Below are 21,713 nucleotides of genomic sequence, written 5' to 3'. Positions count from 1 at the left end.
GTTGTTCACCGGCGTGTTCATCAACAGAGACGGGCCAGATGAGCGATCTTCGCCTCTTCACCTCGGAATCAGTCACCGAGGGTCACCCCGACAAGATCTGCGACCAGATCTCCGACAGCATCCTCGACGCCCTCCTCGCCGAAGACCCGAACAGCCGCGTCGCGGTCGAGACCCTCGTCACGACCGGCCTCGTGCACGTGGCGGGCGAGGTCACCACCGAGGCCTACGTCGAGATCCCGTCGATCGTGCGCAAGTGCATCACCGACATCGGCTACGACTCGTCGGACGTGTGGTTCGACGGCCGGTCCTGCGGTGTGGAGATCTCCATCGGCGGGCAGTCTCCCGACATCGCGCAGGGCGTCGACAACGCCTTCGAGCGCCGGGAAGAGTCGAGCGTCGACGACTTCGACCGTCAGGGAGCCGGCGACCAGGGCATCATGTTCGGCTACGCCACCCGCGAGACGCCCGAGCTGATGCCGATCCCGATCTGGATCGCGCACCGCCTCGCGGAACGCCTGGCCGAGGTGCGCAAATCCGGCGAACTGGACTACCTGCGTCCCGACGGCAAGACCCAGGTCACCATCGGTTACGACGGCATCACGCCGCGGACCGTGCAGACCGTCGTGCTCTCCACCCAGCACTCGCCGTCGGTCTCCAACGAACGGCTGCGCGCCGAGGTCGAAGAACTGGTCATCCGGCCCGTGCTCGCCCGGGTCGAGCTTGATTCCAGCGACCTGAACATGCTGATCAACCCAACCGGCCGCTTCGAGATCGGCGGCCCCCAGGGTGATGCCGGCCTCACCGGCCGCAAGATCATCATCGACACCTACGGTGGCTCGAGCCGGCACGGGGGGGGAGCGTTCAGCGGCAAGGACCCCTCGAAGGTCGACCGGTCCGCCGCCTACGCGATGCGCTGGGTCGCCAAGAACGCGGTGGCCGCCGGACTCGCCGAGCGACTCGAAATCCAGGTCGCGTACGCGATCGGCAAGGCCTCCCCGGTCGGGCTGTACGTGGAGACCTTCGGCACCGGCACCCTCCCGGACCGTGACATCACCGCCGCGATCCGCGAGGTCTTCGACCTCCGCCCGGCCGCGATCATCGCGTCCCTCGACCTGCTCCGCCCGATCTACCTGCAGACGGCCGCCTACGGCCACTTCGGCCGGGAACTGCCCGACTTCACCTGGGAGCGACTCGACCGGGTCGACGACCTGCGAAGCGCAGCCCGGCTTTGACCTGCCATGTTGTGACCAGCCGTGTTGTGACCAGCCGTGTTGTGACCAGGCCGGAGCGGCGCCGACGACAGGGACGCTGACGGTGACCCGCGCCGGCCTCGTGGCACGCGTGCTGATCGATTCGCCCCTTCCCCAGCTCGACCACCTGTTCGACTACAGCATTCCTCCGGAGCTCGCGGACCTCGCCCTTCCCGGCGTGCGGGTCAAGGTGCCGCTGCGCTCGGCCAGCCGGGTCGCCGAGGGCTACCTGATCGAGGTCCTGGGCGCGCCGGAACAGGCGCAGGCCGAGGCCGGTGCCGAGTTCCAGGGCGCGCTCAGCCCCATCGACGGCGTGGTCTCCGCGGCCCAGGTGCTGACCCCGGCGGTCTGGCAGCTGGCCCGGCGACTGGCCGACCGGGCCGCCGGGAACGCGAGCGACATCATCCGTCTCGCCGTGCCGCCGCGGCAGGTGCGGGTGGAGAAGGCGTGGCTGGCCGCGCGAGCGGCGGCCGGGGCCGACGCCGTGCCGGGCGACGCTTCGAGCGCAACGGATACCGTTGCGTTCTTCACCGACTACCCCCAGGACTCACTCGGCCCGCCCGTGCTGGCCCGGCAGCGGCTCTGCGTCGCCGCAGTGCCCGACCTCGTGCCGCTTCCGGACGGACGCACCATCGGGCTCTGGGCGCGGACCATGGCTGAGCTGGCCGTGGCGACCCTGGCCGCCGGCCGCAGCGCGGTGCTCGTCGTTCCGGACTACCGCGACCAGGACCAGGTGCAGGCGGCCCTCGACCAGCTTGCCCCGACCGGCTCCGTCAGCCGGGTCGACGCCCGTCAGCCGAACCCGGACCGGTATCGGGCGTTCCTGGCCTGCCTCGAGCCGGCGCCGCGGATCGTGCTCGGCAACCGGTCCGCGGTCTACGCGCCCGCCCATGACCTCGGCCTGATCGCGCTCTGGGACGACGGGGACCCGCTGCACAGCGAACCGCTCAGCCCCTATGTGCACGCCCGCGACGCCTCCCTCGTGCGCCAGGGGCAGGCCGACTGCGCGCTGGTGTTCCTCGGCCACTCCCGCACAGTGGAGGTGCAGCGCCTGGTCGAAATCGGCTGGCTGACCGAGGTGCACCCGGCCCGGAACCGGCATCCCCGGGTGATCCCCACCGACTTCCAGTCGGAGCCCGACCCGCAGGCGCGGGCCGCGCGCATCCCCACGGCCGCGTGGCTGGCCGCCAAGGAGGCCGTCAAACACGGCCCCGTCCTGGTGCAGGTGGCCAGCCCGGGCTACGCACCCATGCTCGCCTGCCAGAGCTGCAAGAAGTCCGCCCGCTGCACCACGTGCCAAGGCCCGCTGGGCCTGGCCTCGGCTTCGGCCACCCCGTCGTGCCGCTGGTGTGGCGCCCTCGCGGCGGACTGGGCCTGCGTGCACTGCGACGGCCGGAGCCTGCGGGTGGTCACCCTGGGCACCGGGCGCACCGCCGAGGAACTCGGCCGGGCGTTCCCCGGCGCACGGGTGATCGTGGCCGACGGCGACCATCAGCTGCAGCAGCTGGGGGCCGAACCGGCCCTGGTGATCGCCACCCGCGGGGCGGAGCCCATCCCGACCGGCGGCTACCGAGCCATCCTGCTGCTGGACGGCGAACGGATGCTCGCCCGCGAGTCCCTGCGGGTCGGGGAGGACTGCCTCCGCTGGTGGTCCAATGCCGCCGCCCTCGCGGGACCGGGCGCCCCGGTGATCCTGGTCGGGGTCGGCGGGGTCCTGGCGCGGTCGCTGAACAACTGGCAGCCCGAGGCTCTCGCCGCGGCGGAATTGTACGACCGGCGCCAGCTGCGATTCCCGCCCGCGGTGCGCGTCGCATCCGTCACCGGCACCGCCGCGGACGTCGCCGTGGCCGTGGTCGACCTGGCCGGGATGGACGGCGTGGACGTGCTCGGCCCGGTCAGCACGGAGCCTGGCAGCGCGGGGCCGGGTAGCACGGGGGCGCCGCTCGTGCGCGCCATCGTGCGCTTCGCGTACGGCAGCACCGGCGACGACGTGGCCCGGCTCCTCAAAGCCGCCATCGTGCGCAATGCGGCCCGGCGTCGGCGCCCCAAGGGGGCAGCGTTCCGCCCCGCGCCTACACTCAAAGTACGATTCGATGACCCGGAGCTGCTCTAAATGAAACTCGTCTTCGCCGGCACGCCCCAGGCGGCCGTGCCCAGCCTGGTGCTGCTGAACGATTCCCGCCACGAGATCGCGGCCGTCATCAGCCGGGCGGATGCCCCGCTCGGCCGTAAACGCCTGCTCACCCCCTCGCCAGTGGCGCAGGCCGCCGAGGAGCGCGGGCTGCGCCTGCTGAAGGCAAACCGCCTCGACGCGTCCGCGACCGAGGAGATCGCCGCCCTGCAACCCGATCTCGGGGTGATCGTGGCCTACGGCGGACTCGTCCGCGAGCCGCTCCTGTCGGTGCCCAGACTGGGCTGGATCAACCTGCACTTCTCCCTCCTACCGCGCTGGCGCGGCGCGGCGCCCGTGCAGTGCGCCGTCATCGCCGGGGACGAACTCACCGGTGCCGCCGTGTTCCAGCTGGTGCCCGAGCTCGACGCCGGCCCGGTGTTCGCCCAGTCGTCCGAGACGATCGGCGCGGATGCCACCTCCGGCAGCCTGCTCGCGGGCCTCAGTGAGAGCGGCGCCCGGCTGCTGCTGCAGGTGATCGATGACCTCGAGGCCGGCGTCGTCTCACCGGTGGCCCAGGTCGGCGAGGTCACCCTCGCCCCCAAACTCACCCTCGCGGATGCCCGCATCGACTGGTCCGCATCGGCGCAGGCCGTGTACAGCCGCGTGCGCGGCGTCACCCCGGAGCCCGGCGCCTTCACGGAGCTCGCCGGCGCCCGCCTCAAACTTCTCGACGTGGCCCCGGCCACGGGGGCCGAGCCGCACCCCGCAGGCCTGATCCGAGAGATCGACAAGAAAGTGCTGATTGGAACGGGAACGGAGCCCCTCGAGCTCGTCACCGTGCAACCGGCCGGAAAGAAACCAATGAAGGCAGTCGACTGGTGGCGTGGAGTAGCGGCGACGGAGGTGGTCGCCTCATGAGCGACGAGCTTAACCGTGACCGGAGGCAGGAACCGCGCCGCCAGGAGCGTCGGCGGGAGCGGGCCCCCACCGACTTCGTGCAGCCGGCCCGCCGGGTCGCCTACGAGGTGATCGCCGCAGTGCGGGAATCCGACGCCTACGCCAACCTGCTGCTGCCCACCCGCATCAAACGGGCGGCCCTGAACACCGCGGATGCCGCGCTGGCCACCGAGCTGACCTACGGAACCCTGCGGATGCAGGGGTTCTACGACCGGGTGATCGCCGAGGCGGCCGGTCGCCCGGTCACCGCGATCGACCCGGCCATCCTCGACGTGCTGCGCCTGGGCACGCACCAGCTGCTCGCCACCCGGGTGGCGACCCACGCGGCCGTCAATGAGTCCGTCGAACTGGCCCGCCAGGTCGGGTCCCGCGCGGCCACCGGGTTCACGAACGGGGTGCTGCGCACCATCTCCCGTTCCACCCCCGAGGAGTGGCGCGACCGCGTCCTCGCCGGGGCCACCGGCGAGGACGACCGGCTCGCCGCGGAGCACTCGCACCCGGTCTGGGTGGTGCGGGCGTTCCGCCAGTCCCTGCGCCTCGAAGGGCGCGAGGCCGAGCTGGAAGACCTCCTGATCGCCGACAACGCCGCACCCCGGGTGAACATGGTGGCCCTGCCCGGCCTGAGCAACACGGAGGACACCGAGGGTCTCGGCGTCGCCAACGCGTTCTCGCCGGCCGGCTTCGTGCTCGCCGGCGGCGACCCCCTGCACATAATGCAGGACAGCGACGGCCGCGTCCGGGTGCAGGACGAGGGTTCCCAATTGGCCGCCCTCAGCCTCAGCCGGGCCCGGCCGATCGCACCGGGAGAGCGTTGGCTCGACCTCTGCGCGGGCCCCGGCGGCAAGGCCGCGCTGCTGGCCGCCGAAGCGCTGGGCGGGGGAGCCCACCTCGTCGCCAACGAACTCGTCCCGGCCCGGGCCACACTCGTGCGCAAGGCTCTGGCCGCCGTCCCGACCGATGTGGCGGTCTGGGAGCAGGACGGCACCACCTTCGCCGACGCGCACCCCGAGGAATTCGACCGGATCCTCCTCGACGCTCCGTGCACCGGGCTCGGCGCGCTGCGCCGCCGCCCGGAAGCGCGCTGGCGCAAGCAGCCCAAGGACGTCGCCGAGCTCTCCGACCTGCAGTCCGGCCTGATCGACGCGGCCCTCGGCGCCCTCAAGCCCGGCGGCATCCTCGCCTACGTCACCTGCTCGCCGCACATCGCGGAAACCCGCGGGATCGTCGCGTCCGCCCTCAAGAAGTGGGGCGACCGGGTACACACCCTCGACACTGCCGCCGTGCTGCAGGGGCTGAGCAGCTCCGAGCTTGACCTCCCCGACGACGGCCACAGCGTGCAACTCTGGCCGCACCGCCACGGCACCGACGCCATGTTCATCACGCTGCTCGAGCGCACCGCATAGCCGGTGCCTCCGGCTCGATCCGGTGCACCGGTGTCGAACCAATTCGACGGAGATTCTGGTCTAAAACCGTGTTTTCAGGTGTGTTTGGGGCCGATTCCGGCAAAATCTCCGTCGAATTCGTTCGGGCGGGTCGGGCGGGTCGGGCGGGTCGGGCGGGTCGGGCCCGCCTGGATTTGCGCCGCTGCGAGGGCCGGGACCCTCCGCCACTCCAGAGTGGCTCACCGCAGTAGGGTGAAAACATGGTCACCAGGATTAACCCCAGCATTCTCGCCGCCGATTTCGCCAATCTCGAACGTGACCTCGGCCGCATCCGCTCGGCTGACCTGGTGCACGTCGACATCATGGACAACCACTTCGTGCCCAACCTGACGTTCGGGCCGCCCGTGGTCGACCGGCTGGCGCAGGTGTCCCCGCTTCCGTTCGACCTGCACCTGATGATCGAAAACCCGGAACTCTGGGCACCGGGTTACGCGGAGGCCGGGGCGTTCTCGGTCACCTTCCACGCCGAGGCCACCACCAACCCGGTCGCCCTGGCCCGGAGGCTCCGCCAGATCGGCGCCCGGGCCGGCATCGCCCTCAAGCCCGGCACGGCCATCGAGCCCTACCTCGAGCTGCTGCCCGAGTTCGACCAGGTGCTGATCATGACCGTCGAACCCGGCTTCGGCGGCCAGAGCTTCATGCCCTCCACCATGCGCAAACTCCGCACCCTGTCCGAGGCCGTGAATAAGACCGGCCTGGACATCTGGCTGCAGGTCGACGGCGGAATCACCGAGGAGACGATCGTGATCGCCGCCGAGGCCGGGGCCAACACCTTCGTGGCGGGCTCCAGCGTGTTCAACTCGCCCGACCCGGCGAAGCAGATCGCCCTGCTGCGCGCCGCCGCGAACGAACACCCGCACGCGCACTAGTACCCTAGACAGGTGAAGACTTTCGACGACCTGTTTGCTGAACTGAGCGACAAAGCCCGGACTCGGCCGGAGGGCTCGGGGACCGTGCGCGAGCTCGATGCCGGCGTGCATGCCATCGGCAAGAAGATCGTGGAGGAAGCCGCCGAAGTCTGGATGGCTGCCGAGTTCCAGAGCGACGACGAGGCGGCGGCCGAAATGAGCCAGCTGCTGTACCACGTGCAGGTGATGATGCTGGCGAAGGGGCTCACCCCCGCCGACGTCTACCGGCATCTGTAGCAGCCGATCGTTTCCGAGCCCGCAAAGATTCTTCCAAACGCAGAGAGTGATCCCATGCTGAGAATTGCCGTGCCCAACAAGGGCTCGCTGTCCGAAACCGCCGCCCAGATGCTGCACGAGGCCGGCTACACCGGTCGCCGTGACCCGCGCGACCTCGTGGTCTCCGACCCGCTGAACGACGTCGAGTTCTTCTACCTGCGCCCGCGGGACATCGCGACCTACGTCGGCTCCGGCGCCCTCGACGTGGGTATCACCGGCCGCGACCTGCTGCTCGACTCGCGCTCCACCGCCCAGGAGATCGCCAGCCTCGACTTCGGCGACTCCACGTTCCGCTTCGCCGGACCGGCCGGCCGCTTCTCCACCCTGGCCGACCTGTCCGGACTGCGCGTCGCGACGAGCTACCCCGGACTGGTCGAGACCTTCCTCGCCGGGCACGACGTCGAGGTGCACCTGGTTCCCCTCGACGGCGCCGTCGAGTCCGCCGTGCAGCTGGGCGTGGCGGATGCCGTCGCCGACGTGGTCTCCACCGGCACCACCCTGCGCAAGGCCGGCCTGGAGATCTTCGGCCCGGTCATCCTGCAGTCCACCGCCGTGCTGATCAGCTCCGAAAACGACAAGCCCGGCATCGCGACCCTGCTGCGCCGGCTGCAGGGCGTGCTCGTCGCCCGCCAGTACGTGCTGATGGACTACGACATCCCCCTGACGCTCCTCGACGACGCCTGCCTGCTGGCGCCGGGCATCGAGTCGCCCACGGTGTCGTCCCTGCACGACCCGGACTGGGTGGCCGTTCGGGTGATGATCCCGCGCCTGAACACGAACCACGTCATGGACGCCCTCTACGAGCTCGGCGCGCGCGCCATCCTGATCAGCGCCATCCACAACGCCCGCCTCTGACGCGGTCGGTCGGCAAACGGTAACGGAGAACAAAAACGTGACTCTCTCGGTGCGGGTGATTCCCTGCCTCGACGTGGCCGACGGCCGCGTGGTCAAGGGCGTGAACTTCCAGAACCTCCGTGACGCCGGCGACCCGGTCGAACTCGCCCGCCGCTACTACGAGCAGGGCGCCGACGAACTCACCTTCCTCGACGTGACCGCGACCGTCGACAACCGCGCCACCACCTACGACGTGGTTCGGGCCACCGCGGAACAGGTCTTCATCCCGCTCACGGTCGGCGGCGGCATCCGCAGTGTCGAGGACGTGTCGCGTCTGCAGGCCAGCGGGGCCGACAAGGTCGGCGTGAACAGCGCCGCCATCAGGCGCCCGGCCCTGATCGGCGAGATCGCCGACCGGTTCGGCTCCCAGGTGCTCGTACTCTCGCTCGACGTCAAACGCAGCGGGCGAACGGAATCCGGTTTCCTCGTCACCACTCACGGCGGTCGCACCGAAACCGACCTGGACGCGCTCGCCTGGGCGCGCACGGCCATCGCGCTGGGGGTGGGCGAACTGCTCGTGAACTCCATCGACGCCGACGGCACCAAGGCCGGGTTCGACCTCGAACTGATCACGCTGATGCGGGAGCTGAGCGCCGTGCCGGTGATCGCGTCGGGCGGGGCGGGGAAGGTCGAGGACTTCCCCCCGGCCATCGCGGCGGGAGCGGACGCCGTGCTCGCGGCGTCCGTGTTCCACAGCGGCCAGTTGACCATCGGCGACGTCAAGCAGGAACTGCGGCGCGCCGGAATGCCGGTGCGCTGACATGCCGCGCCCCACCCGATCCGAAACGGCCCCGCAATGACCGACCAGTCGTCGACCCCCCAGCTCTCCGCCCCGGACGAGGCCCTCCAACGCGCCGTCTTCAACTCCGACGGACTGCTGCCGGCGGTGGTGCAGCAGTGGGACACCGGCGAGGTGCTGATGCTGGGCTGGATGAACCGGGAGGCCATGCGCCGCACCCTGACCGAAGGGCGCGTGACCTTCTGGTCCCGCAGCCGCCAGGAATACTGGCGTAAGGGCGACACGTCCGGGCACGGCCAGTACGTGAAGTCCGCCGCGCTTGACTGCGACGCCGACACCCTCCTCGTGCAGGTAGACCAGGTCGGAGCGGCCTGCCACACCGGCACCCGCACCTGCTTCGTGGGCCGGGGCATCGAGGTCGTGGCCGGCGCTCGCCCGAGCCGGCCCGCCGGGTCCATCGAAAACGCCGACCAGCCGAAGGAATGACCATGGCAACGGATGACACCAGCCCCGCCGGTTCCACGGCGGCCGCATCCACCACGCCGGAGCGGTTCTCCGCCCTCCTGACCGAGCACCGCGTGATCCCCGTGGTACGCGAACTGTTCGCCGACGGGGAGACCCCGGTCGGCATCTACCGCAAGCTGGCGGCCGGCCGGCCGGGCAGCTTCCTGCTCGAGTCCGCGGAGCAGGGCGGCATCTGGTCGCGGTTCTCCTTCGTGGGAGTGTCCTCCTTCGGTGTACTCACCCAGCAGGGCGACGAGGCCCGTTGGCTCGACTACGGCATGTCGGCCGCCCGCGCGCTCGGCGACGTCGTCGACCTCGGACCCTTGGCGGCGCTGGCCGCGCTCCACGCCCGGTGGGAGACGCCGAAAATGCCGGGGCACCCGCCCCTCACCGGCGGTCTGGTCGGTTTCATCGGCTGGGAGGCGATCCGGCAGATCGAGCACCTGCCGAATCGCCCGCCCGCCGACTACGAGGTGCCGGGCCAGGCCTTCAGCTTCGTGGCCGACCTCGTCGTGATCGACCACAAGTACGGCACCGTGCAGTTGATCGCCAACGTGCTCAACGACGGGTTCGACACCCCGGACGTCCTGTGGGCGTCGGCGCAGCACCGTCTGGATGCGCTGCAGACACGGCTGGCCGAGCCCTCGGAGGCCTGGCTGGCCGAGGTCGACCTGTCCACGCCCGCCAGCCCCGCCAACCGCACGAAGCGGGAGGATTTCCTCGCCTCGGTCGACGTCGCCAAGGACCACATCGTCGCCGGCGACGTGTTCCAGGTCGTCATCTCCCAGAGGTTCGACCAGGAATGCACGGCCGACCCGATCGACGTGTACCGGGTGCTGCGCAGCCTCAACCCGTCCCCGTACATGTACCTGCTCAGCCTCGAGTCACCGGCCGGGGACGGCTACTGGATCGTCGGTTCCTCCCCGGAGGCACTCGTCAAGGTGCAGAACGACCGGGTCTTCACTCACCCCATCGCCGGCTCGAAGCCCCGCGGGGCGACCCCGGAAGCCGATGCCGCATTCGAGACAGAGCTGGCCGGCGACCCGAAGGAACGCGCCGAGCACCTGATGCTCGTCGACCTCGCCCGCAACGACCTGCTCAAGGTGTGCGCCGCCGGCTCGGTGGAGGTCACCGAGTTCATGCGGATCGAACGGTTCAGCCACATCATGCACCTGGTGTCCTCGGTGGAAGGCAACCTGCTGCCGAACCGGTCGGCCATCGACGTGTTCCGGGCCACCTTCCCGGCCGGCACCCTCTCGGGGGCGCCGAAACCGAGGGCGCTGGAGATCATCGACGACCTCGAACCGGCCCAGCGCGGCGTGTACGGCGGAGTGGTCGGCTACTTCGGCTTCGCCGGCGACGCGGACCTGGCCATCGCCATCCGCACCGCCACGATCATGAACGGCGTCGCCCGGGTGCAGGCCGGCGGTGGCCTGGTCGCCGATTCCGACCCCGCCTCGGAGTACCAGGAATCGCAGAACAAGGCCGCCGCCCCGCTCCGGGCCGTCGCCGTGGCCAACGCGATGAAGAGGGTGCGCTAGATGCCCTCTTCCCGGCGGCTCAAGCTCGCCCACGTCCTGGTCGTGCTGCTGGCCAGCGGACTGGCCCTGCTCGCCTGGACGCAGACCTGGGTGAACGCCGTCGTGGCACAGTCCGGCACCGCCCGGCAGAGCCTCGAGGTGACGGGCGCGACCGCGTCGCCGGCACTCACCGCCCTGGCCATGGCCGGGCTCGCCCTCGCCGGCGCCCTCACGATCGCCGGCCCGGTGATCCGGTTCGTTCTGGGCCTCCTGGAGGTGCTGCTCGGGCTCTCCGTTTTTCTGGCGGCGCTCACCGCAGTCACCGGTCCGGCCGCGGCCAGCGCGGGTGCCATCACCAAGGCCACCGGGGTCTCGGGCAGGGAGTCCGTCCTGGACGGGGTGGTCTCCGCAGTAGCGACGCCGTGGCCGTACCTGGCGCTGCTCGCCGGCGTCGTGATGGCCGCCGTGGGCGTCAGCGTCCTGGTCACCGCCCGCCGCTGGCCCGGACCGACGACCCGCTACCAGGCCGTGCGCTTCGCCCCGGCCGATTCCACCGGCGGGACGGACGCCGCGGCCGCCGGCGTCGACACCGGGCACGACGCCGTCGACGACTGGGACGGCTTGAGCCGCGGAGAAGACCCCACGGCACAGCGCTGACTCCGGTGCCAATCGAGACCTGAATCGCCGCAGCGCGAAGCTGCACGAGAAGGCCGGGGAACCCTGAGGCCGCTAGACTTGTTTTGCCCGTCAACGCACAAAAGGAGAACCATGAGCTTCGAATCGGTAGACCCTGGCGAAGGCCATTCGATCGCCGCCTGGACCGCCGTGACCATCATGCTGCTGGCCATCGCGATCGGGACCGTCGCGTTCTTCCTCGCGGTGGAATGGCTCGTCTGGGCATCCGCCGGTCTTCTGGTCGTCGGTCTGCTCACCGGCTGGGTGCTCGCCAAGGTCGGCTACGGCGTGGCCGAGCACGAGTCCTCGCACCAGGGTCACTAGTCGAGTGCTGTCTGATCTTCTAGCCGGGGCGGTCGCCGACGCGGAAGCGCGTCGCGTCACCCGTTCCTTCGACGTCGTCCAGGCGGCGGCCCTCATCCGGGCGCCGGCCATCGATGCCCTGTCGGTGCTCGCCCCGGCGCCACGCGTCAAGATCATCGCCGAGGTCAAGCGGGCCAGCCCCTCCCGGGGAACCCTGGCCGAGATCTCCGATCCCGCGGCACTCGCCGTCTCCTACGAGTTCGGCGGCGCCAGCGCGATCAGCGTCCTCACCGAGGGCCGCAAGTTCCTCGGGTCGCTCTCCGACCTGGAGCAGGTGCGTTCGGCCGTGCAGATTCCGGTGCTCCGCAAGGACTTCATCGGGCTTCCGTACCAGGTCTTCGAAGCCCGGGCCGCGGGCGCCGACATGGTGCTGCTGATCGTGGCGGCCCTGGACCAGGCCACACTGGTCTCCCTGCACGACCTCGTGCGCGAACTGGGCATGACCGCCCTGGTCGAAACCCACAGCGCCGACGAGGTCGACCGAGCCCTCGATATCGGCGCGAGCCTGGTCGGCGTGAACGCCCGCGACCTGACGACCTTCGAGCTGGACCAGGACCTGTTCGGCCGGCTGGCCGGCCGGATCCCCTCCGGCGTTGTCCGGGTCGCCGAATCCGCTGTCAAGACGGCCGCGGACGTGGCACACTATCGCGCGGCCGGCGCCGACGTCGTGCTCGTCGGCGAAGCCCTCGTCACCAACGATCCCATCCGCACCCTCACCGAATTCCTGGCGGTTTGAATGTCCTCCCCACTCGACTCAGAATCCCTCCGGGCGCAGGCGGGCCCCTACTTCGGTGAATTCGGCGGGAGGTTCGTGCCGGAATCCCTCGTCGCGGCCCTCGACGAACTCACCAGCGAGTACGCGCTGGCCCGTCAGGACCCCGCATTCGCGGCCGAGCTGACCGAACTGCACCGCAGCTACACCGGTCGGCCCTCCATCATCACCGAGGTGCCGCGGTTCGCCGCGCACGCCGGCGGCGCCCGCATCATCCTCAAGCGGGAAGACCTCAACCACACCGGCTCGCACAAGATCAACAACGTGCTCGGGCAGGCCCTGCTGACCAAGCGGATCGGCAAGACCCGCGTGATCGCCGAGACCGGCGCCGGCCAGCACGGGGTGGCCACCGCCACCGCGGCCGCCCTGTTCGGCCTCGACTGCGTGGTCTACATGGGCGAGGTGGACACGGAGCGGCAGGCCCTGAACGTGGCACGGATGCGCCTGCTCGGTGCCGAGGTCGTGTCGGTCACGACCGGCTCCCGCACCCTCAAGGACGCCATCAACGAGGCCATGCGCGACTGGGTGACCAACGTCGAGACCACCAACTACATCTTCGGGACCGTGGCCGGCCCGCACCCGTTCCCGGCCATGGTGCGCGACTTCCAGAAGATCATCGGCGAGGAGGCCCGCCAGCAGGTCCTCGACCTCACCGGCCGCCTGCCCGATGCTGTCACCGCCTGCGTCGGCGGCGGCTCCAACGCCATGGGCATCTTCCACGCGTTCCTGGACGACCCCGACGTCGCCCTGTACGGCTACGAGGCCGGCGGGGAGGGCGCGGAAACCCTCCGCCACGCCGCGACGATCACGAAGGGACGTCCCGGCATCCTGCACGGCGCGCGCAGCTTCCTTCTGCAGGACGAAGACGGCCAGACCGTGGAGTCGCACTCGATCTCCGCCGGCCTGGACTACCCGGGCGTCGGCCCGGAGCATTCGTGGCTGGCGAGCATCGGCCGTGCCACCTACCTGCCGGTCACGGACGCCGAGGCGATGAGCGCCCTGCGCCTTCTCAGTCGAACCGAGGGCATCATCCCGGCCATCGAGTCGGCACACGCCCTCGCCGGAACCCTCGACCTCGGCAAAAAGCTCGGCCCCGACGCCACCATCCTGGTCAACCTGTCCGGCCGCGGCGACAAGGACATGGAAACCGCGGGTCGGTACTTCGACCTGCTCGACAAGGGCGCGGAACAGCTATGAGCAACTCGGCAGTGACAGGCAACCCGGCAACAGGCAACCCGGCAGCGCGCCACCCGGCAGCGGGCGGCAGCACGGTCGAGGCCACCATCGCGCGGCGCCGCTCCGAGGGCGGCGGCGCCCTGATCGGGTATCTGCCGGTCGGATTCCCCACGCTCTCCGAGAGCATCGACGCGGCCGTGGCCCTGGCCGACAACGGCGTCGACATCCTCGAGCTCGGCCTGCCGTATACCGACCCGGTGATGGACGGCCCGGTCATCCAGGCCGCCACCCAGAGGGCCCTGGCGAACGGTTTCCGACTGCGCCATGGCATCGAAGCCGTGGCCGCGATCACCGCGCAGGTCGACGTGCCCGTGTTGGTGATGACCTACTGGAACCCCATCGTGCAGTACGGGGTCGATCGTTTCGCCGATGACCTGCTCGCCGCGGGCGGCGCCGGCCTGATCACGCCCGACCTGATTCCCGACGACTCGGCGGACTGGGTCGCCGCGAGCGAACGCACCGGTCTCGACCGGGTGTTCCTGGCCGCTCCGTCCTCCTCGGACGCCCGCCTGAAGCAGGCCGTCGAGGCGAGCCGCGGCTTCGTCTACGCCGTGTCCACCATGGGGATCACCGGTGCCCGCGGCGACGTCGACTCCGCCGCCCGCATCCTGATCGACCGGCTGCGGGCCGCCGGCTCGACCAGCGCGTGCGTCGGCCTCGGCATCTCCACGCCGGAACAGGTTCGCGAGATCCTCGGCTACGCGGACGGCGCCATCGTCGGATCCGCCCTCGTCAAGGCGCTCTCCGACGGGGGAGTGCCGGCAGTCGCCGCCCTCGCCCGTGAGCTCGCGGCCGGCGCGCGGGAGATCCGGCCCGCCAGCTAGGGTAAATTGACCCCGGCGGTCGATCGTTCGCCCCCGGGTGGCCGACGCCACGATGAAAGGTAGTCCCCAGGTGTTTATACCTCTGAGCATTCCGAGCCCGAGCCCCGAGTGGAGTTCCTTCACGCTCGGACCGTTCACCATCCACGCCTACGCCCTATGCATCCTCGCCGGGATCATCGCGGCGACCGTGATGACCTCCCGCCGCCTGACCCAGCGCGGCGGCGAGCCGGGAGTGGTCCTGGACATCATTCTCTGGGCGGTACCGCTCGGAATCGTGGGCGCCCGGTTCTACCACGTGCTCACCCACCCCGGCGACTACTTCTACGAGGGCGCCGACCCGCTGGAGGTCTTCGCCATCTGGAACGGCGGCAACGCCATCTTCGGAGCGCTCCTCGGTGGGGCCGTCGGCGCGTTCATCGGCTGCCGCATGGCCGGGGTGCGCTTCTGGTCTTTCGCCGACGCCCTCGCTCCCGGCATGCTCGTCGCGCAGGCCCTGGGACGCCTCGGCAACTGGTTCAACCACGAGCTCTTCGGACTGCCGACCACCCTGCCCTGGGGACTGCAGATCGAATCTACCAACCAGGCCTTCCCCCTCGGGCTGCCCGCCGACACCCTGTTCCACCCCATGTTCCTCTACGAGATGATCTGGAACTTCCTCGGCGTCGCCGTGATCCTGCTGCTCGAACGCAAGCTCACCCTGCGCTGGGGCAAGGCCTTCGGCGTCTACCTGATCTGGTACGGCGTCGGGCGTAGCTTCTTCGAGTCGATCCGGGTCGATCCGAGTGAGATCTTCCTCGGCATCCGTACCAACATCTGGGCTGCCTTTGCCGCCATCCTGCTCGGAATCATCCTCATCGCGGTGCAGACCCGACGCCACACCGGCGTCGAGGTCAGCCCCTATGTTCCGGGCCGCGAGTGGAAGGGCTCCGACGCTGAGGTAGAATCTGATGAGTTTGACTCGGACTCAGAGGATCACGGTGATGAAGCCGCAACCCCCGCCGAATCTGACGACGTTGCAGCCACAAGCACCAGCAACTCGCGCCTCTAGGCCCAGGTAGCCTTCAGCCTGGACCACGGCTTGTGTCCCGGTATGACGGGCCGCCGCGCACATGTATACCTGAGCGGGCCAGCGTCGTCCCCACTTGCCAGTCATCTTCCTGAGGACGGTCCCATGCCGCAAACACCCCTCTTCTCGCGCTTCAGCAGTGTGCCGGAGTCGCAAGGACTGTACAACCCTGCCGACGAACGCGATGCCTGTGGCCTCGCCATGGTGGCCACCCTGCGCGGGTCCGCCGGGCATGACATCATCACCCTCGCCCTCGATGCGCTCCGCAACCTCGAGCACCGCGGCGCCGTCGGGTCCGACGCCGGCACCGGTGACGGGGCGGGCATCATCACGCAGGTCCCCGATGAATTCCTGCGCGCCGTCACCGACTTCGCCCTGCCGGTCGCGGGCCGCTACGCGGTCGGCAACGTGTTCCTGCCGACCAACCCAACCGCCAGGAGTGGCATCAAGCGTCAGATTTCCCGGATCGCCCTGGAAGAGGGCCTGGTCATCCTGGGCTGGCGCGAGGTGCCGGTCCGCCCCGACGAGGTCGGCAACCTGGCCCGCGCGGCGATGCCCGCGATCCAGCAGCTGTTCGTGCAGAGCAGCCGGACGACGGAGGCCGGAGAGACGCTGGGCGACATCGCCCTGGACCGCCAGGCCGTGCGGCTCCGGAAGCGTGCCGAACGCGAATTGGAGATCTACTTCGCCTCCCTGTCGTGCCGGACCATGGTCTACAAGGGCATGGTCACCACGCTGCAGCTGGAGCCGTTCTACCCTGACCTGTCCGACCCGCGTTTCGTCTCGAAGCTCGCGCTCGTGCACTCCCGGTACTCGACGAACACGTTCCCGTCCTGGCCGCTGGCCCAGCCATTCCGCATGATCGCCCACAACGGTGAGATCAACACGGTGCAGGGCAACCGCAACTGGATGCAGGCGCGCCAGTCCCAGCTCGAATCCGAGCTGCTCGGCGACCTCGCCCCGCTGCTGCCGATCGTCACCCCCGGTGGCAGCGACTCCGCCTCGTTCGACGAGGTCGTGGAGCTGCTCAGCCTCTCCGGGCGTTCGCTCCCGCACGCCGTGATGATGATGGTGCCGGAGGCCTGGGAGAACCAGACCGACCTCGACGAGGATCGCCGCGCGTTCTACGAGTACCACTCCATGCTGATGGAGCCGTGGGACGGTCCGGCGGCCATCGTCTTCACCGACGGTTCGCTCGTCGGCGCGACCCTGGACCGCAACGGGCTGCGCCCCGGCCGGTACCTGATCACCGATGACGGCCTGGTCGTACTCGCGAGCGAGATCGGGGTGCTCGACATCGACCCCGCGCGCGTGGTGCGCAAGGGCCGGCTCCGTCCTGGAAAGATGTTCCTCGTGGACACAGTCGCCGGAAGGCTGATCGAAGACGACGAGATCAAGGCTGAACTCGCCGCCAGCGAACCCTGGGGCACCTGGCTGGATGCCGGACGGATTAACCTGAAGGACCTGCCCGACCGGGAGCACATCGTGCACCCGCCGGCATCCGTCGTGCGTCGCCAGCGCACGTTCGGCTACACCGAGGAAGAGGTGCGGATCCTGCTCGCACCGATGGCCCGCACCGGCGGGGAACCGCTCGGCGCGATGGGCTCCGACACTCCCATCGCCGTGCTCAGCGACCGGCCGCGGCTGATCTTCGACTACTTCACGCAGCAGTTCGCGCAGGTGACCAACCCGCCGCTGGACTCGATCCGCGAGGAGGTCGTCACCTCGCTCCGGCTCGGTCTCGGCCCGGAGCGCAACCTGCTGTCGGTCGGCCCCGAGCACGCCCGGCAGGTCGTGCTCGACTTCCCCGTCATCGACAACGACGAGCTGGCCAAGATCCAGCACATGGACCCCGTCCCCGGCAGCCGCACCACCACGACCATCCGCGGCCTCTACCGGTTCGAGGACGGCCCTGACGCCCTCGCCGCACGCATCGAGGAGATGTGCGCCGAGGCCGACGCTGCCATCGACGAGGGCGCGATGTTCCTCGTGCTCTCGGACCGAGATTCCAACAAGGATTTCGCGCCGATTCCGTCGCTGCTGATGATCGCCGCCGTGCACCACCACCTGATCCGCACCGAGAACCGGATGAAGGTCGGCATCGTGGTCGAGGCCGGTGACGTGCGCGAGGTGCACCACGTTGCCCTCCTGATCGGCTACGGCGCCTCCGCGGTCAACCCGTACCTCGCGATGGAAACCTGCGAGGACCTCGTGCGCAGCGGATTCATCACCACCGGCACGCCGGAGCAGGCCGTGCGCAATGTGATCAAGGCCCTCGGCAAGGGCGTGCTCAAGATCATGTCCAAGATGGGCATCTCCACCGTGTCGTCCTACGCCGGCGCCCAGACCTTCGAGGCTGTCGGCCTCAGCCAGGACTTCATCGACCAGTACTTCACCGGCACCACCAGCAAGCTCGGCGGCATCGGCATCGAGGTCATCGCGGCCGAGAACGAGGCCCGGCACGCGGCGGCGTACCCGGAGGACGCGGCCGTCACCGCCCACGAACGCCTCGCGACCGGCGGCGAGTACCAGTGGCGCCGGGAAGGATCCCCGCACCTGTTCAACCCGGACACCATCTTCCGGCTGCAGCACTCCACCCGCACGCGCCGCTACGACATCTTCCGCGAGTACACCAAACTCGTCGACGACCAGGCGTCGAGCCTGATGACCCTGCGCGGCATGTTCACCTTCAACACCGGCAAACGGCACGCCGTACCGCTGGACGAGGTGGAATCCGTGGCGTCGATCGTGAAGCGTTTCGCGACCGGGGCCATGAGCTACGGCTCGATCTCGGCCGAGGCGCACGAGACCCTCGCGATCGCGATGAACCGTCTCGGCGGCAAATCAAACACGGGCGAGGGCGGCGAAGACCTCGACCGCCTGCTTGACCCCGAGCGCCGCAGCGCGGTCAAGCAGGTGGCCTCCGGGCGGTTCGGCGTCACGAGCATGTACCTCTCCCACGCCGACGACATCCAGATCAAGCTCGCCCAGGGGGCCAAGCCGGGCGAGGGCGGCCAGCTGCCGCCGACCAAGGTCTACCCGTGGATCGCCCGCACCCGGCACGCGACCGCCGGGGTCGGCCTGATCTCGCCGCCTCCCCACCACGACATCTACTCGATCGAGGATCTCAAACAGCTGATCTTCGACCTCAAGCGCGCGAACCCCGAGGCACGAATCCACACCAAGCTGGTCAGCCAGTCCGGCATCGGAGCGGTGGCCGCCGGGGTGGCCAAGGCACTCTCGGACGTGATCCTGATCTCCGGCCATGACGGCGGAACCGGGGCGAGCCCGCTGAACTCACTCAAACACGCGGGCACCCCGTGGGAACTCGGCCTCGCCGAGACCCAGCAGACCCTCATGCTCAACGGCATGCGCGACCGGGTCGTGCTGCAGGTGGACGGCCAGTTGAAGACGGGCCGTGACGTCATCATCGGCGCCCTGCTCGGCGCCGAGGAATTCGGTTTCGCCACTGCTCCCTTGATCGTGGAAGGGTGCGTGATGATGCGCGTCTGCCACCTCGACACCTGTCCCGTCGGCGTCGCCACCCAGAACCCGGAGCTGCGAAAGCGGTTCACGGGCAAGGCGGAGCACGTGGTCAACTTCTTCGAGTTCATCGCCCAGGAGGTGCGGGAGTACCTCGCCGAACTCGGATTCCGCAGCCTGGACGAGGCCATCGGGCACCGCGAGGTCCTGGACGTGAACGGTGCCCTCGCCCACTGGAAGGCGTCGGGGCTCGACCTGGCTCCGATCCTGGTCGGCCCTGACTTCTCGGCCGACGAGCCGCGCCAGTCCGGCCGCGAACAGGAACACGAACTCGAGCTCCACTTCGACAACGAACTCATCCGGCAGAGCGCCAGTGTGCTCGAACACGGCGGCCAGGTCAGGATCACCCTGCCCATCCGCAACACCGAACGGGCCGTCGGCACCATGCTCGGGCACCGGGTCACCATGCGCCACGGTGCACAGGGCCTGCCCGCCGGGTCGATCGACGTCACCCTGACCGGCAGTGCGGGACAGTCGTTCGGCGCCTTCCTTCCCGGTGGCATCACCCTGCGCCTGGAGGGCGACTCGAACGACTACGTCGGCAAGGGGCTCTCCGGCGGACAGATCACCGTGCGACCCGACCGGGGCAGTCTGTTCCCGGCCGAACAGAACGTGATCGCCGGCAATGTCATCGGCTACGGAGCCACCCAGGGCAGCATGTTCATCCGCGGCATCGTGGGGGAGCGGTTCCTGGTGCGCAACTCCGGTGCCACCGCCGTCGTCGAGGGGGTCGGGGACCACGCCCTCGAATACATGACCGGCGGACTGGCCGTCGTGCTGGGTGAGACCGGGCGCAACCTCGGGGCCGGCATGTCCGGGGGAACGGCCTACGTGTACGGCCTCCGCACCGAGAACGTCAACCGCCAGGCCCTCGACTCGGGCGAACTGACGCTGCTTCCGCTCGGCGGCGCCGACCGTGAGATCGTTCAGGACCTGCTCGAACAGCACCGGGACCAGACCGAGTCGGTTCTGGCGTCGCGGCTGCTGTCCGACCTCGAAACCACCATGTCCACATTCGTCAAGGTGCTGCCGCGCGACTACGCGGCCGTCCTGGCCACCAGGCAGAACGCCGTCACCGAGGGGCTCGACCCCGATGGAGACGTTGTCTGGAGCCGCATTCTGGAGGTAACCAATGGCTGATCCGAAGGGATTCCTCAAGACGACTGAGCGTGAGCTTCCCGCGCGTCGTCCCGTGTCCGTGCGACTCATGGACTGGAAAGAGGTCTACGAGCAGGGTGATGCCGCGCAGCTGAAACGCCAGGCCGGACGGTGCATGGACTGCGGCGTGCCGTTCTGCCAGCAGGGCTGCCCGCTGGGCAACATCATCCCCGAGTGGAACGACCTCACCTGGCGGGACGAGGGCCGGCAGGCCATCGAACGCCTGCACACCACCAACAACTTTCCGGAGTTCACCGGGCGGCTTTGCCCCGCGCCCTGCGAGTCGTCGTGCGTGCTGGGCATCAGCCAGCCGCCGGTCACCATCAAGCAGGTCGAGGTGTCCATCATCGACCAGGCGTTCGCCAACGGCTGGGTCCAGCCGCAGCCGCCGGGACGGCTCACCGGAAAGACCGTTGCCGTCGTCGGCTCCGGCCCGGCCGGCCTCGCGGCGGCCCAGCAGCTCACCCGCGCCGGTCACACCGTGGCGGTCTTCGAGCGAGACGACCGCATCGGCGGGCTGCTGCGCTACGGCATTCCCGATTTCAAGATGGAGAAGAAGCACCTCGAGGCCCGCCTGGCTCAGATGACCGCCGAGGGCACCCGCTTCCGTGCGGGCGTGAACATCGGCGTCGACCTCACCTGGGCCGACCTGCGCGCCCGCTACGACGCCGTCGTGATCGCCACCGGGGCCATGGTGCCACGCGACCTGCCCGTCGCCGGCCGTGACCTCCCCGGGGTGCACTTCGCCATGGAGTACCTGGTCCAGCAGAACAAGGTGGGCGCCGGCGACACCGTCGACCAGCAGATCACGGCTGAGGGCAAACACGTGGTTGTGCTCGGGGGCGGTGACACCGGAGCGGACTGCATCGGCACGGCACACCGCCAGCTCGCGGCATCCGTCACCAATCTCGCCATCGGACGTCAGCCCGGCACGGACCGCCCCGAGCACCAGCCGTGGCCCCTGTCGCCGACGCTGTTCGAGGTGTCCAGCGCCCACGAGGAGGGCGGCAGCCGCGAATTCCTGGTGTCGACGGTCGAGTTCCTGGCCAATGAGGCCGGCGAGGTGCGCGCCATCCGCGTGGCCGAAACCGAATTCCTGGACGGGCGCCGCGTGCCGAAGGCCGGAACCGAACGTGAGATTCCCGCGGATCTCGTGCTGCTGGCGCTGGGTTTCACAGGCCCGGAGTCCCGCGACCTCGCCGATCAGCTGCACATTCCGGTCGATGGTCGGAGTAATGTCGAACGTGACGACAATTACCAGACGAGCCATGAAGGCGTTTTCGTTGCCGGTGATGTCGGCCGCGGTCAGTCACTCATCGTCTGGGCGATCGCTGAAGGCCGGGCTGCTGCGGCAGCGGTCGACAAATTCCTCGAAGGCGAGACACAGTTGCCTGCTCCGGTCAAACCGACGGATCATGCCTTCGCAATCTGATTGGTCACTGATCCAGTGAGTCAATTCCAAGAGATCCACCA

The 21,713-nt window shown here is 69.5% G+C and carries 18 protein-coding genes; all 18 read left to right on the top strand.

The genetic code is table 11. From position 1 onward, the window contains the following. Positions 1 to 38 precede the first annotated feature (38 nt). Positions 39 to 1,232 (top strand): methionine adenosyltransferase, encoded by a 1,194-nt coding sequence (metK, locus tag E3O49_RS03065; RefSeq protein WP_134366673.1) that lies wholly within the window; start codon positions 39 to 41, stop codon positions 1,230 to 1,232. Between the two features lie 82 nt (positions 1,233 to 1,314). Then, on the top strand, positions 1,315 to 3,363 hold the full coding sequence (locus tag E3O49_RS03060) for a primosomal protein N' family DNA-binding protein (RefSeq protein WP_134366672.1): 2,049 nt from the start codon (positions 1,315 to 1,317) through the stop codon (positions 3,361 to 3,363). Continuing rightward, a complete protein-coding gene (fmt, locus tag E3O49_RS03055) occupies positions 3,364 to 4,281 on the top strand; it encodes a methionyl-tRNA formyltransferase (RefSeq protein ID WP_134366671.1) in 918 nt (305 codons plus the stop codon). Further along, a complete protein-coding gene (locus tag E3O49_RS03050; protein ID WP_134366670.1) occupies positions 4,278 to 5,723 on the top strand; it encodes an RsmB/NOP family class I SAM-dependent RNA methyltransferase in 1,446 nt (481 codons plus the stop codon). Before fmt ends, E3O49_RS03050 begins: the two co-directional genes overlap by 4 nt. A 239-nt stretch (positions 5,724 to 5,962) precedes the next feature. Beyond that, entirely contained in the window at positions 5,963 to 6,631 is a 669-nt protein-coding gene (gene rpe / locus E3O49_RS03045; protein WP_134366669.1) for a ribulose-phosphate 3-epimerase, read from the top strand. A gap of 12 nt (positions 6,632 to 6,643) precedes the next feature. Then, on the top strand, positions 6,644 to 6,907 hold the full coding sequence (locus E3O49_RS03040) for a phosphoribosyl-ATP diphosphatase (protein ID WP_134366668.1): 264 nt from the start codon (positions 6,644 to 6,646) through the stop codon (positions 6,905 to 6,907). Positions 6,908 to 6,961: 54 nt separating this feature from the next. After that, positions 6,962 to 7,801, top strand: coding sequence for an ATP phosphoribosyltransferase (gene hisG / locus E3O49_RS03035; RefSeq protein ID WP_134366667.1), 840 nt, complete (start codon positions 6,962 to 6,964; stop codon positions 7,799 to 7,801). Positions 7,802 to 7,838: 37 nt separating this feature from the next. Continuing rightward, entirely contained in the window at positions 7,839 to 8,600 is a 762-nt protein-coding gene (hisF, locus tag E3O49_RS03030) for an imidazole glycerol phosphate synthase subunit HisF (protein ID WP_134450980.1), read from the top strand. Between the two features lie 36 nt (positions 8,601 to 8,636). Then, the gene (hisI, locus tag E3O49_RS03025) at positions 8,637 to 9,065 is read left to right on the top strand and encodes a phosphoribosyl-AMP cyclohydrolase (protein ID WP_134366665.1); all 429 of its coding nucleotides are present in this window, start codon (positions 8,637 to 8,639) and stop codon (positions 9,063 to 9,065) included. Then, positions 9,062 to 10,624, top strand: a complete 1,563-nt coding sequence (locus tag E3O49_RS03020; protein WP_370262440.1) for an anthranilate synthase component I — start codon at positions 9,062 to 9,064, stop codon at positions 10,622 to 10,624. Before hisI ends, E3O49_RS03020 begins: the two co-directional genes overlap by 4 nt. Continuing rightward, complete coding sequence (locus E3O49_RS03015) at positions 10,625 to 11,260, top strand: Trp biosynthesis-associated membrane protein (protein WP_134366663.1); 636 nt, start codon at positions 10,625 to 10,627, stop codon at positions 11,258 to 11,260. It abuts the gene before it with no gap. Between the two features lie 111 nt (positions 11,261 to 11,371). Continuing rightward, the gene (locus tag E3O49_RS03010; protein WP_134366662.1) at positions 11,372 to 11,602 is read left to right on the top strand and encodes a DUF6704 family protein; all 231 of its coding nucleotides are present in this window, start codon (positions 11,372 to 11,374) and stop codon (positions 11,600 to 11,602) included. A gap of 4 nt (positions 11,603 to 11,606) precedes the next feature. Beyond that, positions 11,607 to 12,377, top strand: a complete 771-nt coding sequence (gene trpC / locus E3O49_RS03005; protein WP_134366661.1) for an indole-3-glycerol phosphate synthase TrpC — start codon at positions 11,607 to 11,609, stop codon at positions 12,375 to 12,377. Then, the gene (gene trpB, locus E3O49_RS03000) at positions 12,378 to 13,610 is read left to right on the top strand and encodes a tryptophan synthase subunit beta (protein ID WP_134366660.1); all 1,233 of its coding nucleotides are present in this window, start codon (positions 12,378 to 12,380) and stop codon (positions 13,608 to 13,610) included. After that, on the top strand, positions 13,607 to 14,473 hold the full coding sequence (trpA, locus tag E3O49_RS02995) for a tryptophan synthase subunit alpha (RefSeq protein ID WP_134366659.1): 867 nt from the start codon (positions 13,607 to 13,609) through the stop codon (positions 14,471 to 14,473). Before trpB ends, trpA begins: the two co-directional genes overlap by 4 nt. Before the next feature lie 70 nt (positions 14,474 to 14,543). After that, a complete protein-coding gene (gene lgt, locus E3O49_RS02990; RefSeq protein ID WP_370262436.1) occupies positions 14,544 to 15,521 on the top strand; it encodes a prolipoprotein diacylglyceryl transferase in 978 nt (325 codons plus the stop codon). 123 nt (positions 15,522 to 15,644) lie between these two features. Then, positions 15,645 to 20,222 carry a glutamate synthase large subunit gene (gene gltB / locus E3O49_RS02985; protein WP_134366657.1) on the top strand — a complete coding sequence of 1,526 codons (4,578 nt, stop codon included), beginning with the start codon at positions 15,645 to 15,647 and terminating at the stop codon, positions 20,220 to 20,222. Beyond that, positions 20,215 to 21,672: a glutamate synthase subunit beta gene (locus E3O49_RS02980; protein ID WP_134403123.1), complete on the top strand. Its 1,458-nt coding sequence runs from the start codon at positions 20,215 to 20,217 to the stop codon at positions 21,670 to 21,672. Before gltB ends, E3O49_RS02980 begins: the two co-directional genes overlap by 8 nt. Positions 21,673 to 21,713: the final 41 nt, after the last annotated feature.

Source organism: Cryobacterium shii (assembly GCF_004402595.1).
GTDB lineage: Bacteria > Actinomycetota > Actinomycetes > Actinomycetales > Microbacteriaceae > Cryobacterium > Cryobacterium shii.
The sequence above is the reverse complement of the archived record's forward strand: the minus strand, read 5'-3'. Positions and strand labels throughout refer to the sequence as shown.

Excerpts from the sequence above, each read along its gene's own strand:
- gltB (WP_134366657.1), top strand. The coding sequence starts at position 15,645 with ATGCCGCAAACACCCCTCTTCTCGCGCTTCAGCAGTGTGCCGGAGTCG.
- hisI (WP_134366665.1), top strand. The coding sequence starts at position 8,637 with ATGACCGACCAGTCGTCGACCCCCCAGCTCTCCGCCCCGGACGAGGCC.
- trpA (WP_134366659.1), top strand. The coding sequence starts at position 13,607 with ATGAGCAACTCGGCAGTGACAGGCAACCCGGCAACAGGCAACCCGGCA.
- hisG (WP_134366667.1), top strand. The coding sequence starts at position 6,962 with ATGCTGAGAATTGCCGTGCCCAACAAGGGCTCGCTGTCCGAAACCGCC.
- E3O49_RS03015 (WP_134366663.1), top strand. The coding sequence starts at position 10,625 with ATGCCCTCTTCCCGGCGGCTCAAGCTCGCCCACGTCCTGGTCGTGCTG.
- E3O49_RS03050 (WP_134366670.1), top strand. The coding sequence starts at position 4,278 with ATGAGCGACGAGCTTAACCGTGACCGGAGGCAGGAACCGCGCCGCCAG.
- rpe (WP_134366669.1), top strand. The coding sequence starts at position 5,963 with ATGGTCACCAGGATTAACCCCAGCATTCTCGCCGCCGATTTCGCCAAT.
- metK (WP_134366673.1), top strand. The coding sequence starts at position 39 with ATGAGCGATCTTCGCCTCTTCACCTCGGAATCAGTCACCGAGGGTCAC.
- E3O49_RS02980 (WP_134403123.1), top strand. The coding sequence starts at position 20,215 with ATGGCTGATCCGAAGGGATTCCTCAAGACGACTGAGCGTGAGCTTCCC.
- E3O49_RS03010 (WP_134366662.1), top strand. The coding sequence starts at position 11,372 with ATGAGCTTCGAATCGGTAGACCCTGGCGAAGGCCATTCGATCGCCGCC.
- trpB (WP_134366660.1), top strand. The coding sequence starts at position 12,378 with ATGTCCTCCCCACTCGACTCAGAATCCCTCCGGGCGCAGGCGGGCCCC.
- fmt (WP_134366671.1), top strand. The coding sequence starts at position 3,364 with ATGAAACTCGTCTTCGCCGGCACGCCCCAGGCGGCCGTGCCCAGCCTG.
- E3O49_RS03020 (WP_370262440.1), top strand. The coding sequence starts at position 9,062 with ATGACCATGGCAACGGATGACACCAGCCCCGCCGGTTCCACGGCGGCC.